Here is a 19062-nt window from a genome sequence, read left to right on the forward strand (position 1 = left end):
ACGCCTACGAAGTCTGCGTATCAGCGGGTTTCAGGTGGTTCCCCTGCGCTTTGGGGAACTGCCGATCGTGTAAAACATACGCGATACACCAATACCCAACAGCCAACGCCAATTGCAGACGGATGGTCGGCAGTACGTCCTGAACAGACGCCCCCATCTGATCGACACGCAAGAACGCATCAATCGCTGACGTCGATGGAACAATATGGGCGGCCCAGGCGATCCACCAAGGAATGCTCTCCATCGGCCAGGCAACACCGGCAATGAAGAAAAGCGGCATCCCCTGCACAACAAGGAAGAAGACCACACTTTCCCGATTTCGGATCAAATGTGTCAACGCGAACCCCATCGCATTCACCGCAATCAAAAAGGGAACCGCGACAGCAAACAGCGTCCAGATGTTGCCAATCCAGGGAATCCCATAGATCGCAGGCAATGCGAGCTGCGTCACAATGATCCAAACAAGATACAAGAGTATATAGGCGGCGGGGGTCGCCACTCTCTGGATACCGGGGCGGGCCGGTTGGCCGGCGTGCATGATGGCGATACCCATCAGCAGGGTCTGCTGCAAAATTAGAACGAATGCTGCTGGCACAACATAGCTGCCAAAGCCGCCTTGCGGATTGAAGAGCGCCACAGATGTCTGATTAATCGGCGATATAAGCGTCTGCGCCGCATCCGTATCCAATCCTACGGATGTCAGCCTCTGCTGTCGAATTTCAGCGCCTAGGCTTTGCGCTGCGTTGTTCGCCGCAGCCACAAATGCTCCATAGATCAAAAAGTAGCCACCGTCGCCATAAACGGCCACCGGCGCATTTTGTCCCTTCAGCAGATCATGCTCAAATGACGGAGGCACAATCACAACACCATAAGCCTTGCGATCAAAGAACATTGCCTCTGCCGCAGGAAGCCCGTCGACTGTAGCAATGATCTCGACGCTATCGCTGTTGTGTATCCGGCGCAAAAACTCACGGCTCGCGGTGGATCCGTCCTGATCAACCGCCACAATCGGCACATCGCGTACGACTTCGCCCCGATAGGGCTGCGGGTACAAGCAAGCATAAATCAGGATCGACACCACCATGGTCATCCGGGCGCCCTTGTTTGCGAAGAGGCGCTTAAGGGCATCCATCATTGCCAACACAAACATCTTCATGCGGCAGCCTCCTTGGACAGCTCAGGGCGTGAAGCTTTGCGCTTTAGCACCAACAGCGCCAACCCGCCGTACACCAGCATTTGCAGCGCCAACCATCCCAAGGTTGGAAGCGAAGTCTCAATTGGGGTTCCGCGCAAAACCTGATCCACCCGCAATTGCAGATACGGAATCAAGGGCAGCAAACCGCCCCATGCCCAGGCAAAATTGTTCATCATAATGCGTGGAAAGCTGATCCCTGCGAAACCAAAGGCAGGACCAGTCATAACGCCAGTCATGCCAAGTGCAGCAACCGTATCGCCAGCAACCGTCGCAATGAATGCCCCCAAGCAAAGAGAACTTGCGATGAACAGCAACGAATACGCCACATGCAGCAGCATGCTGCCCTGAAACGGGGCATCAAAGTAGCCAAAAAGAATGGCGTCGCCAAAGATAAGCGTCAGCAAAAACGCCAATAGGTAGGGTGTCAGTTTGCCCGCCAAAGCAGGCAGCGCCGAGCCTCCCAAACGCACCAAATTCCGCGCGCCATTGTGCTGTTGCAGATCCCGCGCGACGTTCAGCGCAGCTCCGGCACTGATAAAAATCAAAAGAACCGTCGGCATTAGCGCTGCGAGCAGGAACTGAGTGTAATCCAACGCCGGATTAAACAACGGGCTTTGCTGCAACGGGATTGGCCGAATGGCCTCAAGTGCCGCCTCTTGGGTTAGGCCATTGTTTGTCAACACGCGCACCGAGACACCGGCAGAAAAGGTCGAAAGCGCTTGCCGCGTTGCGCGGGAGACAATGCCACCAATCGTCAAAAGCTGATTGTTATAGAAGGTAACGACTTCTGGCTGGCGCGCGCTCAGCAAATCTCTCTCCATGTTTTCAGGAAAGAGGATAACCGCGTAGACATCGCCGCGAATGATCGCCTGCTTGCCTTCTGCCAGGTTTGCCACTTGCAGCGTCACCGTGACATCCGGTGTTGCATCTACCATACGGATCGCTTGTCGCGACAAAGACGTGCCGTCGTTGTCGACAACAGCCACCGACAGATCACGCGGCAACCCCGCGGAAAACACCGCGGAAAGCAGCAACATCAAAAACAGAGGAAACGGCCCGAGCATAAATGCAAGGTTGGGGCGTGCCTGTATCCGTCTGAGTTCTCGGCGAAAAACGCGCCAAAAGCCGGCAGGGAGTGGGCGCGCCATGGCTCAGCGTCTCTTCCAGGCAATCAGCGCACTCATGCCAGGACGCAGTTCCACATCACGCTCAATCGGCTCCAGACGAATAGAGAATGTGCGCAGATCAAAATCACCCGTGGCTTTGGTCGCGCGCCAGTTTGCATAGTTGCCCTCGGCATTGACGGCGGTGACCTTCGCGGGGATCATCCGATTGTTGAGTGCAGGAATTTGAACGTCGAGTTCTTGCCCAACGTTAAGCCCGTTCAACAGATCTTCGCGCAGGTTAAAGGTGAACCAGGCATTTTCAATATCCACAATCGACATCAAAATCGCGCCGGAAGAAAACAGCTCACCAGGTTCCGCAAGACGCGCGGTGACTTGCCCGTTGATCGGTGCCGAAATGGTTAGCTCGGCAATATCCGTCTTTGTGCGCGACACACTCGCATCCGCCTGCAGAACTTGCGCCTCTGCCGCCGCCTTCTGTTCCACGCTATTGCCGTTCTGCGCAAGGCGCAGATTGGCTTCCGTGGCCAGAACATTCTGCTTTGCGGCACTTAGCGTATTGGATGCCTCGTCAAGGCGCTGAATAGACGCTGTGGAATGCTCTGTAAGCTGACGGATACGTTCATAGACTTTCTCAGCGAGCACCAGATCGGCTTTCGCACGCTCAAACTCGGCTGCACGTGCATCAATCGTCTCTGGCCGGGTGGCAAAGATAAGATCACGATTCGCCACCGCCACACGCTGTGCAGCCTTTGCGCTTGCAAGCGACGCTTCAAGCTGGGGGCTGTTCAAAACAACCAAGACATCTCCGGCAACAACGCGATCACCAAAATCTGCGTTCACCTCTGCGACACGGCCGGAAACCTTGCCTGCTAAATCGATGCGCGTGGCCTCAACTTCACCCTGCACCACCAAGGCGGCAGGCCCCTGCGTCTCATAATAAAAATAACCGCCAATGGCGGCCGCAAGGATTAGAAAAACGGCAAGAAGTTTTTTTACCGACATGTGATCGTTCCGTCTGTGTTTGCTGCCCATTGAGCAGCAAACCACTCAACGAACCTATGAAAGAGGCTGCCGCATGCTCGGGAAGCCTGAAATTAGAGCCCCGATCATCCACGTGGAAGGAAGAGAGAGAGGGTACGTGGACAATCGGGGCGCGGAAGTAAAAATGCTACTACCGCAAAGGCGAATTTGGGAAGCTGGTTGAAACGCCCATATTTTTAAGACGACTACAACGAAACACAGCAGATCATTTTAGCTCCGCTACGTCGCTCGCTAAGATCAACAGCATTCTGTGTTGGTACACTCCTTCAAACGAATGCCGTTCGATCCGGCTCAGATCCCCACTTTAAGTCACAGCAAATATGAGCAATTCCATTCACACAGCACATGATTAGGACGGACAAGAGATTAGCACTTTCGGACAGAGCAACTGTGAGATTCTGACCGTACAGAGGTCACCAAATCAAAACACCAGCTCTTCACCGCAGCCCTATGAAGTGGCTGCCACGAACGCGCGCCAAAGCTCAAATATCGCGGCACGGTGACTGGCGCGACATACGACACCCAAGTTACCTTCAGGCGTTTCAAGGAGAACAAGCACGCGATCGTCAGCAACAGATAGCATGTTGAGGGTCGCATTCGCAGGTTTCCAGAGCTTTTGTTTGCCGGTGTTTTCAGAAGCGCGCGTGAGACATCGGTCAATCAGTCCAAGATCCTCGGGGTTACCATCTGAGAGTGGCTGCCCAGCCACAGGAGCGAAATCACGCCAAGACAGAGCCATAGCCTTTAGCTTGTCTCTGAGTGTCTCCAAGACTTGCCTTTGCCCGTCTGGTGCACTCTCCTCATGCAAGGCTTTCAATAGTGACGCATGCGACCAAGAGCGGCCTGTTTCAAGCAGCTCAGGACTGCGCTCTACGATCTCAAACTTCAGCGTAGCGCATCCCGCGAGAGCTTTACTCAACAGCTCGATTACCGCCGCACCATTCGCATCTTCCAATTGCGGGCCAACGCCCTCGATATCAACAAGGTGGCGGTTGCTCACGGTCAGAAGCACCCGCACATTTTGCTCTTCCCCAAACACGGCGATGCGACGCGCGAGAACCGTTTCACCTATCTCAGCGACAATTGCCGCCAAAAGATCTTGAGTGCTTTTAAAGGCATGCCACATGCCATAGTACCCGTCCCGATCCTGTGCAAACAATCGGATCGCATCAGCAAAGCCATCGTCGACTTGACTCACCTCGGCCTTATGCCCCTTCCGCGCGGCCATCATGATGGGACCGTCAATGAAGTAAGCACCTTACGCCCCATAGCCACGACCTGATCAGGATCGCTCTCTAGGCCACAAACAAAACACAACAAATCGGACGTGCCCGCCGCATCACGCATAAAAATACGCATGTCCTCGGGCGACAATGCAAACGCGTCTTCCGGAATGGAAACGCCCTCACCCGACAACAGATCAAAGCTCTGCGCTGCCTGGATACAGAGTTGATCAAGCGTTTCACGCCGCACATCAGGTTGGTGAGACGCCTTGAGCACAAGGCGTGTTTTTAGGTCCGCAAAAGCCACCACACGGCATCCGGGAATTTCTGCGCGTAACACATCAATTTGTGCTGCAATATTCACGCTTGTCGCCCACCTTTCCTCTCACCCGAAGCACCCGAGACAGTTGATCTACCCCCGCCAAACAAATCAGTGCTTCTCCAATGGCGTGACTACGCTCAAGGGTGGCAGCTCCTTTGGCGGCGCCGGCGGTCGCTCTGGGTTGCTGATTTTTGGGCGCACTCGGCGTGGCACAACACGGTTTTGTGACGCCTCTTCTGCGGTTGCCAGCTCTTCGTCTGGCGCATCCTCAATCCCCAGATCAGCATCGAGCTGATGGTCTTCATCCTGCAGCTCACAGCCTGCGTGGACTTCAATCCCTAAAGCGCTCTCAGGCTGTGTCAGCGCCACCAACGCTTGCACGATCTGCGCCACCAAATCGGCGCCACCGCTTGCTTTCCAGGCCTCTTCATCCTGTCCCGCATTCACTGCGTCCAGTGTCGCAATCGGAAGTATGGCTGCAAAAAGTCCTTCCGTTTCGGAATTGAGCCGCGCAAGAACCCGCGCTCGATCACGCTCGGCACGCAATTTGTCATACTGAGTGACCACAAGATAGTTCGGCCCTTTTACGGCAGCGGAAACCTGCTCCCACAACGCCGCTTCCGACTGTCGCCAAGCCTGCGTTGCGTGCGTGCACCAAAGGACACAGTCTACCTCATCCAGCAACCCCATCCAGTCTTCGTGCTTCATGTTCGGATCGGAAATTCCGGGAATATCGATGAGATCACAAAGCTGAAGAATATCCGCATCCATTGCCAGTTGGATCAAGCGCGTCCCTTCAACCGGCGCTTCCGCAAACCCTTCCACTTCGAGGGCTTCTGAGGAGCCATCTTCAAGAATACGGGTCGCTGCATCAGTGCCAAAAGTCACCCAAACGGGCGGAACGCGTGTCGCCGTAATACGCACAGGCATAGGCTCTCCACCAAGAAGGAGATTCATCAGCGTGCTCTTACCGGCACTGAATTCGCCCATCAAAGCAATCCGTGGCTTACGGTGAGCCACACCTGCAGGGTTGGCCACATGGTCGGAGTTCGGCTGTGTCATGCGTGGTGTCCTTCAAGCCCAATCCTGCTTTTATCTCGCAATTCCTCGAATTCCGTTATCAGCCGCTCAAGTTTTTCGCGTTTCTGTCCTTCTTCTCCACTGTGGAACAGCTTCTGCAAGTCACCGCCGCGAGGGTCAACGCTAATTTCCTTCATGATGTCCCGGTGTTGCGCAAAGAAATCTTGCAAGGTGACCGCTGCCATCTCGCGCACTTGAGCAGTTTGAATTTCCTTGGACTGGCGCATGAAATCCTCAGTCTCGCGTGCAATGAGGTTCTGGAACCGCTTGGCAAAGGCCTTGTGGCCGCGGATGCGGTTCCACCAGGAAATCCACCAGCCATCATTGAAATCAAGCGCGATGGTTTGACCAAACGCAACCGGCGCAGGCATGTTTGGCAGGGCTGGTGGCGCCATCTGTATGCCCTGCACTGCGCTACCAAACGCATCGGCATAGAGCATGGCAATATCCGCCATGGCCGCCTCAAAACGCCCCTCAGACGCAGATCGCACGTTTGCACCAAACACGGTGTAAGCGGATCTCAACAACATCCGCAGCCCAACCGGGTCGTAGTCCCAGACGATATGATTGCCATAGTTTTCCAAGTGGCTCAGGAGAGATCGCAAGGCCCGGTCAATGAACTTGGCATGGGCGCGATCTGCTCTCAAATGAAACTCAGCTATCGCCGCACCCAATTCCTTTTGGAACGCGTCGGCATGGAAAGCCGCGAGTTTTTCAAAGGCCTGAATTGCATCATACGTCGTCAGCGTCTGCGCACGGCTCCCGTCACTTGGGATATTGACCATGCCAGCCGCCATTTGGCTGGTCGCAATCGTCAGCGCGGCACCCGTAGTTTTCTCCAGAAAGGGCACGCCCTGCTCTTCTAGTATCCGCTCTGAGACAGCACGAAACAGCGCGCTCAAACCTGAAAGTTCCCACACCATTTCGTTGGGATCAGTCTGGCTGTATTGGGGATCAAGCGCGACTTCGGCCCACTCAAACAGCGCCCGGCTCGACACATCCGGCATTCCCTCAATGCTGCCGGTCAACACCTTGTTGGCCCAATAAGCGCTGCCAAAGAGAATTTGCGCGTCTTCCGGCCCCTGCTTGTCGCGCAGCGTTTGCCGGATGCTCGCTTCTATCTCCGGGATCTGCTGTGCAGGATTGGAGAGTTCGTCAATGCGGTTCACAAAGATCAGAACATTGCGCGATTTAAGGTTCGAAATCAGGCGGATGAGGCCCATGTCCACGGATGTCAGAGCCTGCCCCGCAGACAATACAACCACGCACATCTTGCTGTCGCGAATAGCCTGAATGGTGACCTGCTCACGCATCATAAATGTGTCATTCACACCTGGCGTATCCCGCAGACACAAAGGCACCGGCACGGTTTCACAATTCAGGAACAGATCAGCAGAGGAGACAATGTCAGCAAAGCGCCCCTGATCGGCTTGCGCGTCATCTTCTACGCCAAAGTCATCCCCCATGACGATATAACGCTCGAGCAGATTTTTGTCGAAATAGCCGTAGTCATGGGTTTCCCCAAGCAGCAAATCAAACTTCTTCCCAAGACGGTTCTGCGCCTTGTTCCGCACCTTCTCAATTTGCTCGCCGATCTTTTTGAGCTCACTCTCAGCACCCGCACGGCTGGCCATTTCACCAATCCGTCCGCCCTGATTGAGCAAGCGCTCCCAATCCGCTTCCTTCATGAAACGAAAGGACGCACCGGTTTCAGATGGTTTGGAAGCTGGCTTCAAATGCAACGACGTTACAACAGAGGTCCAGGGGTTCACATCAGACGGCAGGAGATCGGACCAGCCTGCCAAAGCGTTGACCAGCGTTGTTTTGCCGGATTTGACCTGCCCCAGCACAGTGATCGTAGGTTCGAACCCGGCAATATCTTTACGCAAACGCTCCACCGCACGTGTCGCGTTGTCTCCGGTCATTTGCGACAGGTCTTTCAGCAGCTCATCCAAAGCGCAAAGATTTGCACCGAAATTTTCCAGCGTTTCCAGGCCAGAGCGCCGGCTTACAAGCCGTTTTGGAGCGCGCACCTCAGTTTCAGGGGCCTGTCTCAATTGAACGTTCATGCCTGCGCCCTCGCTCCGATTTCTTTTTTCAGCTGCAACATCAAGAAGATCGCGTCCTCGGCAGCAGTTGGCCCTTGCTCCACTTGCAACAACATCAGCATGTCTTCCCCATCTCTCGCGTCATCAAGCAGAGACGCAAAATCAGCGCTTTGCCCAACCTGTGGTTCCAATGTCCCCACAATCTCACGCACTGCATTTGTGCATTGCTGCAGCACGATCTTGGCATCTGGCGTCTTGCCTTCATCCAGCTCTGCCATGAGACCCTTAGCAAAAGAGACCAGTTGCCCCTGCAACTGCTCCAGCATCTCTACCTGCTGTTCAGCCGCCGGATCTAAAATCTCGGTTGAGCAGGTAGGGGCGTCAAACGAGTCTTTGCCTGAGTTCCCATTTTCAGACGCCAATTGCGCAAGCAACAAAGCCGCACGATCCAACTCGGCCGCTCTGCCGGAATTCACCTGTGCCTGAACCGCACTAAACAAATCTTTCCCGCCTGACGCTTCCCAAAGCTCCGGCTGTTCGCTTTCAGGCATTCGAGCTGTCAGCCCGTGCAGCGCGGCTACAGGATAGAGGCCAAGGAATTCATCCTCAGTGACGGCTTCGAGATCCGCAATTTTCTGGGCCAGATCACCTTTCATGATCTGGCGGTCCGCTTTCGTCAGAGCGAGCACACTATGATCTTTGACAGCATCCGGCGCCTTTGCCCAAATGCCTCGCTCCGTCTCATCAAAAGCCTCACTGCACCAGATAAACACCTGGCCTTTTTGCAACGCGTAATCGAACAAATCCGCCTGTTTACTGACGTCTTCTGGCAGGCTCACTTCACAAAAGCTGTGTGTTTTTAGAAGCGAGTGCGGAAGTGTGACGATCAGACGGCGCGCATCCCTCTGATGTGCTTGGTTGCCATCTAAAGGCTGTACCGTGCCATCATTCCATTCCGCAGTGACTTGCCTAGTCTCTCCATAAGACACTTCGGTCACAGATGCCTGCGGCAAGCTACCCAATAGGTCCTCACCCAGCATCATATTCACAACAGCAGATTTCCCACTACCAGGTCTTCCGAGCAGCACAACGCGCACCGCATCGGATAGATGATTGATCAGTTGAACGCCGATGGCTTGATGCCGTCCACCAATGCGGCCCTGATCAAGCGCTTCACGCAACTCCTGCACAACGCGTTGCTGTTGACCCCTCATGCGTTTCTCACCTTCCGCGAAAGACTTAAGACAGTGTGTACACGGCCGGCGCGCGCCGTCCGGTCGATATGCATGACTTCGCTGGCCACTTGGCTCTCATCTTTTGAGCGGTCCTCAACAGCACATACCTCCGCATCTTCACCAAGTTTGCGCGCAAGCATGGCCTCGCGGCTTTGCACCTTGATCAAACAAATTGAGAGATTGTCCTGCTCAGGATCTCCAGCTGCATGGACGGCCTCCATAAGAGCCGCGCCGATTTGCTGGCTGGAGGCATCATTTTGATCGCTCAAGACCTCACTGATTTGCTTCTCTGTCAGGGAGAGAAGCCCATCGCTGGCAGCCAGCAGTATATCACCGTCCTGCAACCGCATCGGCTCCGTGCGGTAGTCGACCTTGGCAATTTGCCCGCCAGACATCACCGAAATCAGGCAGCTGCGGTCTGGGTGGTTCAGAGCTTCTTCCAATGGGATGACACCACGCGCATGAAGCTCATCTATTTGCGCCGCGTAAGAGTGATCTTCGTTCAGCCGGAAAAGCCGCCCGCCTCTAAACAAAAACAGAGGTGAATCCCCAATCGACACCCAATACAGCCGATTGCCAAAGAGGATCGGCGCCACAAGGGTTGCCCCCATCCCGCGCGCGTTTGGATTCTCTTTTTCATAGAGCCGAATGCAGTCATTGGCGCCCACCACTGCGGCCTGCAAGGCATCGCCGATGTTGGCTTCAAGTGCCTCCGGATTTTCAGCGAGCATTTTCAGCTCGCTAAACAATTCTGTCACCACGATGCCGCTGGCCACATCGCCTGAGGCGTGCCCTCCCATCCCGTCAGACAGAACGGCAAAGCCAAGAGGCGCCCCAAGAGGAAAATCGGCGATCACCGCATCCTCCTGACGCTCGCGCTTACCGATATTCAGACCGGTTACGACATCAAAGCAAACATCATCCAAATTGGGCATGTCCAGGAACTTCCATATCTTGGCCCACCCAAGAGAATTCTTCGCCACACAGCGCCACAAAGCGTAGCGTGGTTTCGCCGATGCGGATGACGCTATTGGTCGCCAAATCTTCTGTGCTCAGAACAGGACGACCGTTCAGGCGCACCAGATTGGCCTTTCCGCCATGCCCAAAAAAGAACCGACGCTGTTCGCCATCAAAGGCAATGGCCGCATGGTTCTCGCGAGAGATCGTATTGTCGCCAAAATCCAATCGGACCGTCTGGCCTTCGCCCCGCCCTATTTGGGTCAGCCCGTCAAACAAAGCAAAAGAAGCGCCTCTTCCGGGGCCATCGACCACGACAAGCCATCCAACTGGGAACTGCGCCTGCACCGCAGGCGCCGCTTCACGCGATTGGCTCATGGGATCATGAACTGTGCTTTGTGGACCGCTAAACCCGAGCAAGCGCGTTTTAACACGACCTTTGGAGCCGCGACCGCCACCGGTGCGATGCGCAGTCACCGAAGACGGCAAGGGAGCCATTTCCGGAGACGGCTTCTGCTCAGAAACACTTGGGACCTCCTGTGTTCCTACAGCGTCCTGAGAACGCTCAGGTGAGCGCCGTACCATAGCGGGCTTTTCTGCCAGTGGTTCCGCAACGTGTGGCGCGACAGCCTCCGGAGCTTTCTGCAGTATACGCTCTGGCTCTTCTGCCGCAGGCTGGCCAAACGACGGTGCCGGCGCAGTCGACGGTTTCTGGCCCGCCCAATTGAACGCATCCGCTTCAACCAATCTAGGCATATCGCTTGCCCAGGAAGCGCTATCTTCAACATCTGAGAAAACGTCGGACTCAGCGATTTCAGGTTTCAAACCTTCTGAGGCCCCTTCCATAACGGGCGCGGCCTCCTGAAGTTCTTGTACCGAAGTCTGGACACTTCCTTGAACCGTAGAAGACTGCGAGCCCAGCGCGTCAGCAATGGATGAGAAATCAATAGAAGACTCCTCCGAGGGAGCCTCGAACTCATCTGCCGCTGCAGTCTCCTCAGGGACATCAAAAAAGGAGCCATGTTCCAGCTCGGCCTCGGTTGAGGACAGCTCTTCCTCCACCAACTCCGGCTCTGGTGAGAGGTCAGTGCGATCCTCTTCTCTCAAGCGCAGCGGATAGCGCAGTGCTGAGGCATCACCACTGCTGGCGGCCTGCGTTTTTTCATTGATGATATCTCGAATGAACCTCATGTGCTGTTCCTTCAGGTTTGGAGAATACGGGTTTCGGGGACGTCATGGCGTGCTCTGAAGCGGTCGCAGAAACGGTGGAACAAAGAGGCTTTGCCTGACTTATTCCTTGGAGCCTTCCGACCGCCAGCAGCGGCAGTCAGCATACCGCCATGTTTCAAAGACGCTTCTGACTGTCGCGCGCGCGCACTGCATAGTTTGTCTTGCTCAGCCAGATAGGCCTCAACGTCCTCAATCGGATCGCCAAAGACATCGACATACTGCTTTTGCTTCTGAGGTTTCGGCGCTATCGGCTGGTCGATCTTCCGCTGCGCTTTAAGCGCTTGCGGCAAGCCAGGCTGCAGCACACGATTTGTATCACTCACAAGATCTTTGATGACGCCAACCACTGCGGGGTCAAACTCTGCCAGAGGTTTGGGAACCGGTCCATCCATCACGCGGATCCAGTCATCGGCGCTTCGCAAACGCTCTTTGGCGTCCAAAGTCAAAGCACGATCCGTTGCGATCAACAGCCGAATATCCAGATCAGAGTTTGTCGTTTCCAACGCCGCGTAAGGATCACCCTGATCGGCTTCGGTCATCTCAACCCGGGCCTGCGCATCCGGCGGGGGATCCCCCACAAACATCAGATGACAGAGCGCTCCTAGCGAATAGATGTCGCTATAGGATCCCTGGCTGCCCTCTGCCGAATAAAACTCAGGCGGGGAATAGCCGTCTTTCACCGCCAACATCCGACGCTTTTGACCGTCGTCGTGTTCACTAGAAGCATAGGCCGCACCAAAATCGATCAAAGTGACCTGGCCTGTCTCGCTGAGAATGAGATTGTCTGGCGCAATGTCACGATGCAAAATACCTCGATCATGCAAATACCGAAGCGCGTCTAAAACCTGTCGCAAAACGCTGTCGATGGTGCTCCGGGTCAACCGCCCAGGTGCCCGTTCGACCAGATCCAGCAGGTCAACGCCCTCCACAAAATCCATTGCGGTGTATGCCGTGCCATTTTCAGCAAAGGTCTGGTGGACACCGACGATACCCGGATGATCGAGTTCCGCGAGACGTAAGGCCTCTTCTTGAAACTGCTCCAAAATGGCGCTGAAATACGGGGCGTCCTGCGCCTCAAACGGCTGAACGAAGATGCCATTTCGCCCACAGATCTGAGACGGGAAACATTCTTTTATGACCACCGTGCGGTTCAGGCTGTCATGCGCCAAATAGGTAAGTCCAAAACCCCCCTGACCAAGCGGGCGAATGATCTTGTACTGACCACGCAGTAACTCGGTGCCTGACGCCAACGCAGCATATATTTCTTCAGCGTCGTGCATGCACGCTCATCCCCTTGGTTCCTGTGGCTGTTGGCTCAGAAATGCGAGTGCAGATCCCCAGCGACAGGGCCAAGTTGTGAACGAAATGTGTTTTGATCGTGTCATCACCGCGCAATGGGTGTGACACTCCATTCAGGTTTGATGCGAATATTTAGAGGCTGGCTCAAAAGCCGCCCAAAGGGAGAGTACGCCCCTGTCACCGCCCTCAAAGGTGGAACTCACAAATGAGAGTATTAACAAACACTTAATGGGGCTATTAAAATCGTATCAACCGCAAGTCACAGCTTCCTTAGAAGCGCGTCCTGAACCCGAACAGAATGGCCGTTTCACGCTCTCCGGCGATGTTGCCCCGATTCTGAGCATGCGCGAGCGACACCCCAAAGTTCGTATGATCGGTGAGCGGCCGCACATAGTTCAGCGCGATCCGCATTTCCCGCTCTTCTGGCGCCAGATCAATCGCAACACTTCGGGTCGTGGCGACACCATTGGCGGACAGCACCGGCAAAGCAACTGAGGTGGAGCCAGATGAAATCGCCGCAGGCAACGACACCGCCACACTCAGCCGGTCATTGTGCGCCCACACCCCGTGATGAGACAATCTGAGCGCTCCGGCATTCATTAGAACGTCCGCAGCTTGACCAAGGCCAGAGTTCTCTTCGCCCAAGGCATAGCCGAACTCAAAACTAAGCTGCGCCGCCTCAGTGATATCCGCGGACAAGGCCATATCCACTGCAAAGATCGAAGAGTTGGTACCGCCATTCCAGTCCGACAGGAGGGTTGCCGTGTCATCACCGTAAGTCGCACTGACGTGCAAGCTGGCAAGGCCCAGATCAAACCCGCGCGTAACGCCAAAACCCATATTGTCTTGGCCGTCGCCGGTCGATTGGAAAAGCCGAATGTCTAGATCTGTGTTGTTTGTAAAAAGCGGGATGCTGCGCCGATCCCCGAAGAATGCTGCTCCGCCAGACTGGGGCGTCTCGATCCGGTCAAAAGCAGCGATGTCAGCGAGCGAAAACAGCGGTGCCGACTGGCGCTCCGCCACGAATTGCGCGGCGTTTACCACAAAGTTGGCAGACAATGCATCGCGGCTGACAAGGTCGACATTGCGCAGCGCCCGCGAAACAGCATCCCCGCTTGCGCCACCTGCTACAACGAGGGGCTTATCCATGTTGAGGACCGTGCCATTCCCTGTCGTGACGGTGGATTGTCCAATCGGCAAAAGCGCCGCGCCGACATTGAGAAACCCATGTCCCCATTCGCTGCTATAGGCATGCTCAAAACCGGGGACCAGTTCCACCGTGCCATCTTGGGAAAAGCCGTCAAACTCGTTGTCGGCGGTGGCGAGCAGTCGAACACGCAGCTCTTTGTTTGTCATCGTTGGAAAGGCTTCTGCCAATAGCGCCAGTGCCCCTGCTACGGTTGGCGCAGCAAAAGAAGTTCCTGTGCCAAACCCATAGCTACTCGTTGAACTCGCATTGGCACCTGTCCAACTGCCGTTGGCAGAAATACACCAAGCTGCAGCTTCAAGGCAGGCTCCCGACACGCGCTCTGCTGCCACGATGTCGTCTCCATTCAAGACGGGAACGCCGTTGACCACTGCGATCCAGCTGTCCTGCAACGTAGGCTCAAAAATAGGCAACCCCGGAAGCAAACCTACGCTTGAAATTGTGGAGTCATTGGAGATCGCAAATAGCACAATCCCGTCTTGAGCATACCGCGACAACGCATCCACGTAGTCAGACCCCGCTGACGTGCTCACAAGACTATTGTAGTTCGATAGGTTCGCGCGACGGCTGGCAAATCCCCAGGAGTTGTTCAGAGCGACCGCACGCGCGTTGCGGGCGGCATTTGCGGTCTCGGTCAGTTGCGCAAATGTATCAAAGCTCCCAAAGATCACATCAGCGTCCGGTGCAACGCCGATCATATCCGAAGAATTCCCAGTCGCCACCGACGCCACAAACGTCCCGTGATCATCCACAGACAGGCTGGATCCTGTTGCGATCGATTTGCCGGAGAAGGCTTCATGTGAGGTCAGGAACCCATTGTCTGAAAAGGCGATGATCTGGCCTGCCCCGGTGAGCCCGGCGGCATGGGCATAATGAATGCCCGCCGTTTCGATAGGATTGCCCTTCAGCTCAACATCGATACCCGCATCCAGGCGGTTATTGCCATTCCGATCCACATAAACACCCGCAGGAGCATTTTGCAGGCGATAACGCGCATCGCGGGTCAAAAGCCGATTGGCAGTACCGCGCACCGCGTCCAAATTGTCAATGAAGGACGCAAGCAATGTCGGACTATTTGTGAAGGGGAGCGAAGATCCAGATCCCGCACTTCCCCCGCCACTGGTGCTGGAGGAGTCGTCCTCTCCGCCACCACATCCGGCCACGAGTGCCGGTAGTAAAGCAAATGCGATCAGTTTGGACGTGGATAGTTTCACTTTGCTCGACCTTCAGTTCAGTAAAATCTGCCGCGCAACAATGCGCCAAAAAAACTAGCCAATGCTTAAACAGAAATACAATCTTAAGATGATCAAAAATCACCATGTGTGGACTTCATGCACATGCTGGCCAACGTCCTAAAATCGCACATTTCCGACCAAAGCGCGATTGACAGGCAGCGGGCTGTGGTCTGACCCTGACGATATGTTCCGCCTTGCCTTTTATTTCTGTCTGATCACCTCTGCCGCCGCAGCTCAAAATCACTGCCCCAAAGACGCCATGATCGTATTTGACGGCTCTGGCTCTATGGCTGAGATGGGCTTTAACAACATCTCCGAACCGCGCATCTTCGAAGCCCGGCGCGCAATCAAACGGGCTGTCCCCGACATCGCCCAAACCCGCCGCCTCGGCTTGATTGTCTATGGCCCCGGCGGAGAAAACAACTGCACCGGCCTTGATCTCCGCTTTCCTCCGACGACGGATGCGGCAGGACCTATCATCATGGCCATCGAACGCTTGCAGCCTGCTGGCGAAACAGCGATCGCTGACGCAGTGAGCCTTGCGGCCAAGACACTCAATGGCAAGGGTACAATTGTTCTTGTGACCGACGGGAAAGAAACCTGCGGAGGTGCGCCGTGCCAAGTGGCTGCCGAATTGGCCGCAACCACCGATCTCACCGTACATGTCATCGGCTTCAAAGTACGCGGAGATCGGTTTAGCTGGGCGGAAGACAGTGATTACGACCAAAAAATCAGCGTGGCACAGTGCCTGTCAGAGCGCACAGGCGGATATTATGTCGGGACCGAAACCGTCGATGAATTGGTGAGCGCACTGCAACGCACACTCGGGTGCCCGCTGTTGTTCTGAATGCGCACGAAGTGCCAGAAGACTATTTCAACTCTGCAGACTATTTCAACTCTGCGCCCCGCCACTGGCGGGCGCGGGTCTCACTGGTCTGAACCAGCAAATACTCGATCAGCAACATCACCGCCACGAAGCTCAAGGAATAGGCCATCACATGCGCTGTCTCAAAGAGCTGGAAATAGAGATGGATCTGAAATCCAACACCGTTCCCACGCCCCAAAAATTCGACCACCAGTACGATCTTCCAGATCATCGCCAAACCGTTGCGCACAGATGTCGAGACGTAGGGTGCCAACTGCGGCCAAATCACATGGCGTAACCTCTTCCACAACGACATGCGAAACACCTGTGCCATCTCTGCAATCGCACGGTCTCGCGCCAGCACACCTTCGCGAATGGTCACAATCACCATAGCCGTCTTATTCACAGACACCGCCAAAATGGCTGCAAACTCGTTTAGACCCAACCAGAGATAGGCCAGAACGATCACCACCAAAGCAGGCAGGTTCAAGAACACCACAACCCATGGATCGACCCAGTGATTCAACCGCGGCATCAGTCCCAATGCGATGCCGATCACCGTGCCAAAGAGCATGGCGCATGTGAAAGCTGCTGTCACACGCAGGAGTGTCGCGCTCATGTGGTGCCACAAATCGCCGGCACTGGCCTCCGCGACCGTCACCTTCATCACCTCCACGGGGGATGGCAAGACCGTTGGATCCGCCATCCCCAGGGCGCAAGCCCACCAAAGTGTAATCAACGCGCAAAGCGAAATCGCCACCACGACGGGACGTCGCGCGGTGCCTGATGCGCCTGCGTTTTGAAAAGCCTTCGCCATAAGTGCCATCCAGTCCAGAAAGGGCCCCGCTTTGGAATTTAGACAAAGGTCGCATTTAGAGTCGCCCCACCAGAGTTTAGCGTCTCCGACATGCGGGTTCTCGTCACAATTTTCATGCTACTGGTTACCGCCGCTCAGGCCGAAGTTCTTACCAAGAATGAGCTCTCGGAACTTGTTATTCCCCCTTACAGTCTGGGCGATCAGGTGAATGACAAAGGGCTGTGGGAACTCGATAATTCAGGCGGTCAACATGCAGGCTACATCTTTGAAACAGAGCCGCTGGCCCCTTTGCCCGGTTTCGCCGGCGCCCCAATCAACGTGTTGGTGACCCTCGACCTTGAGGGCAACTATCTGGATATGCGGCTCTTGCAGCACAACGAGCCTATATTTGTGTCCGGTCTCGGCAACGCCGCTTTCCACAAGTTCTTTGAGCAATACCGCGGCCATAACATCGCATCCTCTCTTGTGGTTGGGACACCCTATGGCGATGCAGGAAGCGCAAGTGGTTCACTGGTCTACCTTGATGGGGTGACCAAGGCGACGGCAAGCGTGCGGATCGCCCATGAGTCCATTCTGGCGGCAACCACACAGATTGCGCGCGAGAAAATGCAGGGTGTCGCCGCCGGTCCGCCTGCACATCCAAACCAAGATTTTGTCGAAGACCTGACTTGGGACGCTCTGGTTGAACAGGGCCTCGCCCAGCGCTTCCTGGTCACCAACGCCGAGATCGAAGCTGTGTTTGAAGGCACCCTCTGGGCTGATGACGATCCTGAAGCGCAAGATGATCCTAATGGTGCCTATCTTGACCTCTGGATCGTCGATGTCGGCCCTCCTTCAATCGCGCGAGCAGTTCTGGACGAAGACACCTTTGCAGAGCTTCAGGGATTTCTTGAAATCTCAGACTTTGACGAACCGCTGCTATTGCTGGAAGCGGGGCGCCATGGGTTGGTTTCCGAAGACTTCATCCGCAACACCTCTCCTGACTGGCTGTCAGCGGAGCAATTTGGCCTGCCTGTCGCCCTGCGAGACAGCGACCTGTTTGTCGATCTCCACCGTGATTTGCCCGATCACCTGCACGATGCCACCGCGATGATCCTGCGCACGGACAGACGGCTTGGCTTTGACCCCACTTCAGAGTGGCAGCTTAATGTGCTGGCGTTGCGCGAACACGGCTCTTTCATGCCGCAAATCGGCAGTGAAACACTCTCTGTCACACATTCCACCGACGCGCGTTTTTTCACACGCCCCGAAGTCCCCAAGCCGTTGCCCCCATGGCGCGAAGCGCTGCGCAACCGGCAAGCCGACCTGATTGTTCTTGGCGTCAGCCTCATCGCTCTGTTCGCCGCTCTGTTTTTCAAGATGAACGCACTCGCCAGCTGGCGCTGGTTCACCCCGGCGCGGTTGACCTTTCTGGCCGTCATGACCGGCTTCGTGGGGTTCTGGGGGCAAGGACAGCTGTCGATTGTCACTGTCATCGGAGTTTTGCGCACCGCTTGGGAAGGAGGCACTTACGCCTTTCTGCTCTACGACCCCTTCTCACTTCTGGTTTGGGGCGCCGCCATTATCGGGTTTATCCTCTGGGGACGTGCTCTTTTCTGCGGCTGGCTTTGCCCCTTTGGCGCGTTGCAGGAATTCGCGCACCATATTGGCCGTGCATTGCGCCTTCCAGAAATTGAACCCTCAGCACTCTGGGACAAACGCCTAAAGGCTTTAAAATATGTCATTCTTGCCAGCTTGGTGGGGTTGATATTCATATCCCCTCAACACATCGACAAAGCGGCAGAAGTCGAGCCGTTCAAAACTGCAATCACCACCTTCTTCATTCGCGAATGGTATTACGTTGCCTACGCTGTCGGGCTGCTACTGCTCTCAACCGTGCTTTTCAAAGGCTTCTGCCGCTATGTCTGCCCATTGGGGGCCTTCATGGCGATTGGCGGCCTTCTGCGCGGACGTGACTGGATTGCGCGCCGCGAAGAATGCGGCTCCCCCTGCCAACTCTGCAAAGTACGCTGCAACTACAAATCCATCGCCCCCAAAGGACAGATCCAATATTCAGAGTGCTTCGGCTGTTTGGATTGCGTAACCATCCACGACGACGCTCAGACGTGTGTGCCGCTGGTCCTCGCCGCACGGTCACGCGAACGTATGTCCGCCTGACGAGGCGCTCGTTTGCACTTAAAT

General features: G+C 55.4%; 15 protein-coding genes. 2 read left to right on the plus strand and 13 right to left on the minus strand.

Features of this window, described 5'->3' with window-relative positions:
- Positions 1–4: 4 nt before the first annotated feature.
- The 12 genes from ACO07T_RS01180 to ACO07T_RS01235 all read right to left on the minus strand — a co-directional run bounded on the left by ACO07T_RS01180 (position 5) and on the right by ACO07T_RS01235 (position 15178).
- A complete protein-coding gene (locus ACO07T_RS01180; protein ID WP_422047909.1) occupies positions 5–1156 on the minus strand; it encodes an ABC transporter permease in 1152 nt (383 codons plus the stop codon).
- On the minus strand, positions 1153–2343 hold the full coding sequence (locus tag ACO07T_RS01185; RefSeq protein WP_422047910.1) for an ABC transporter permease: 1191 nt from the start codon (positions 2341–2343) through the stop codon (positions 1153–1155). Before ACO07T_RS01185 ends, ACO07T_RS01180 begins: the two co-directional genes overlap by 4 nt.
- A 3-nt stretch (positions 2344–2346) precedes the next feature.
- Positions 2347–3324, minus strand: a complete 978-nt coding sequence (locus ACO07T_RS01190) for an HlyD family secretion protein (RefSeq protein WP_422047911.1) — start codon at positions 3322–3324, stop codon at positions 2347–2349.
- Positions 3325–3811: 487 nt separating this feature from the next.
- Positions 3812–4561, minus strand: coding sequence for a hypothetical protein (locus tag ACO07T_RS01195; protein WP_422047912.1), 750 nt, complete (start codon positions 4559–4561; stop codon positions 3812–3814).
- 29 nt (positions 4562–4590) lie between these two features.
- A complete protein-coding gene (locus ACO07T_RS01200) occupies positions 4591–4950 on the minus strand; it encodes a hypothetical protein (RefSeq protein WP_209078680.1) in 360 nt (119 codons plus the stop codon).
- Positions 4951–5016: 66 nt separating this feature from the next.
- Positions 5017–5970: a dynamin family protein gene (locus tag ACO07T_RS01205; protein WP_422047913.1), complete on the minus strand. Its 954-nt coding sequence runs from the start codon at positions 5968–5970 to the stop codon at positions 5017–5019.
- Positions 5967–8057, minus strand: coding sequence for a dynamin family protein (locus tag ACO07T_RS01210; protein WP_422047914.1), 2091 nt, complete (start codon positions 8055–8057; stop codon positions 5967–5969). The genes ACO07T_RS01205 and ACO07T_RS01210 overlap by 4 nt, the downstream gene beginning before the upstream one ends.
- Positions 8054–9250, minus strand: coding sequence for a hypothetical protein (locus ACO07T_RS01215; protein ID WP_422047915.1), 1197 nt, complete (start codon positions 9248–9250; stop codon positions 8054–8056). The genes ACO07T_RS01210 and ACO07T_RS01215 overlap by 4 nt, the downstream gene beginning before the upstream one ends.
- Entirely contained in the window at positions 9247–10206 is a 960-nt protein-coding gene (locus ACO07T_RS01220; RefSeq protein WP_422047916.1) for a PP2C family protein-serine/threonine phosphatase, read from the minus strand. The genes ACO07T_RS01215 and ACO07T_RS01220 overlap by 4 nt, the downstream gene beginning before the upstream one ends.
- The gene (locus ACO07T_RS01225; RefSeq protein ID WP_422047917.1) at positions 10190–11419 is read right to left on the minus strand and encodes a hypothetical protein; all 1230 of its coding nucleotides are present in this window, start codon (positions 11417–11419) and stop codon (positions 10190–10192) included. Before ACO07T_RS01225 ends, ACO07T_RS01220 begins: the two co-directional genes overlap by 17 nt.
- An 11-nt stretch (positions 11420–11430) precedes the next feature.
- Positions 11431–12738 carry a serine/threonine protein kinase gene (locus ACO07T_RS01230; protein ID WP_422047918.1) on the minus strand — a complete coding sequence of 436 codons (1308 nt, stop codon included), beginning with the start codon at positions 12736–12738 and terminating at the stop codon, positions 11431–11433.
- Positions 12739–13027: 289 nt separating this feature from the next.
- Complete coding sequence (locus ACO07T_RS01235; RefSeq protein ID WP_422047919.1) at positions 13028–15178, minus strand: S8 family peptidase; 2151 nt, start codon at positions 15176–15178, stop codon at positions 13028–13030.
- 205 nt (positions 15179–15383) lie between these two features.
- On the opposite strand from ACO07T_RS01235, the gene ACO07T_RS01240 reads away from it, so the two are divergent.
- The gene (locus ACO07T_RS01240) at positions 15384–16046 is read left to right on the plus strand and encodes a vWA domain-containing protein (protein WP_422047920.1); all 663 of its coding nucleotides are present in this window, start codon (positions 15384–15386) and stop codon (positions 16044–16046) included.
- 40 nt (positions 16047–16086) lie between these two features.
- Here the strand turns inward: ACO07T_RS01240 and ACO07T_RS01245 are convergent, their stop codons facing one another.
- On the minus strand, positions 16087–16881 hold the full coding sequence (locus ACO07T_RS01245) for an ABC transporter permease (protein ID WP_422047921.1): 795 nt from the start codon (positions 16879–16881) through the stop codon (positions 16087–16089).
- Positions 16882–16995: 114 nt separating this feature from the next.
- Here ACO07T_RS01245 and ACO07T_RS01250 point away from each other — a divergent pair, with 114 nt between their 5' ends.
- Positions 16996–19038 carry a 4Fe-4S binding protein gene (locus tag ACO07T_RS01250; RefSeq protein WP_422047922.1) on the plus strand — a complete coding sequence of 681 codons (2043 nt, stop codon included), beginning with the start codon at positions 16996–16998 and terminating at the stop codon, positions 19036–19038.
- Positions 19039–19062: the final 24 nt, after the last annotated feature.

This window comes from Shimia sp. (genome assembly GCF_965227725.1).
GTDB lineage: Bacteria > Pseudomonadota > Alphaproteobacteria > Rhodobacterales > Rhodobacteraceae > Shimia.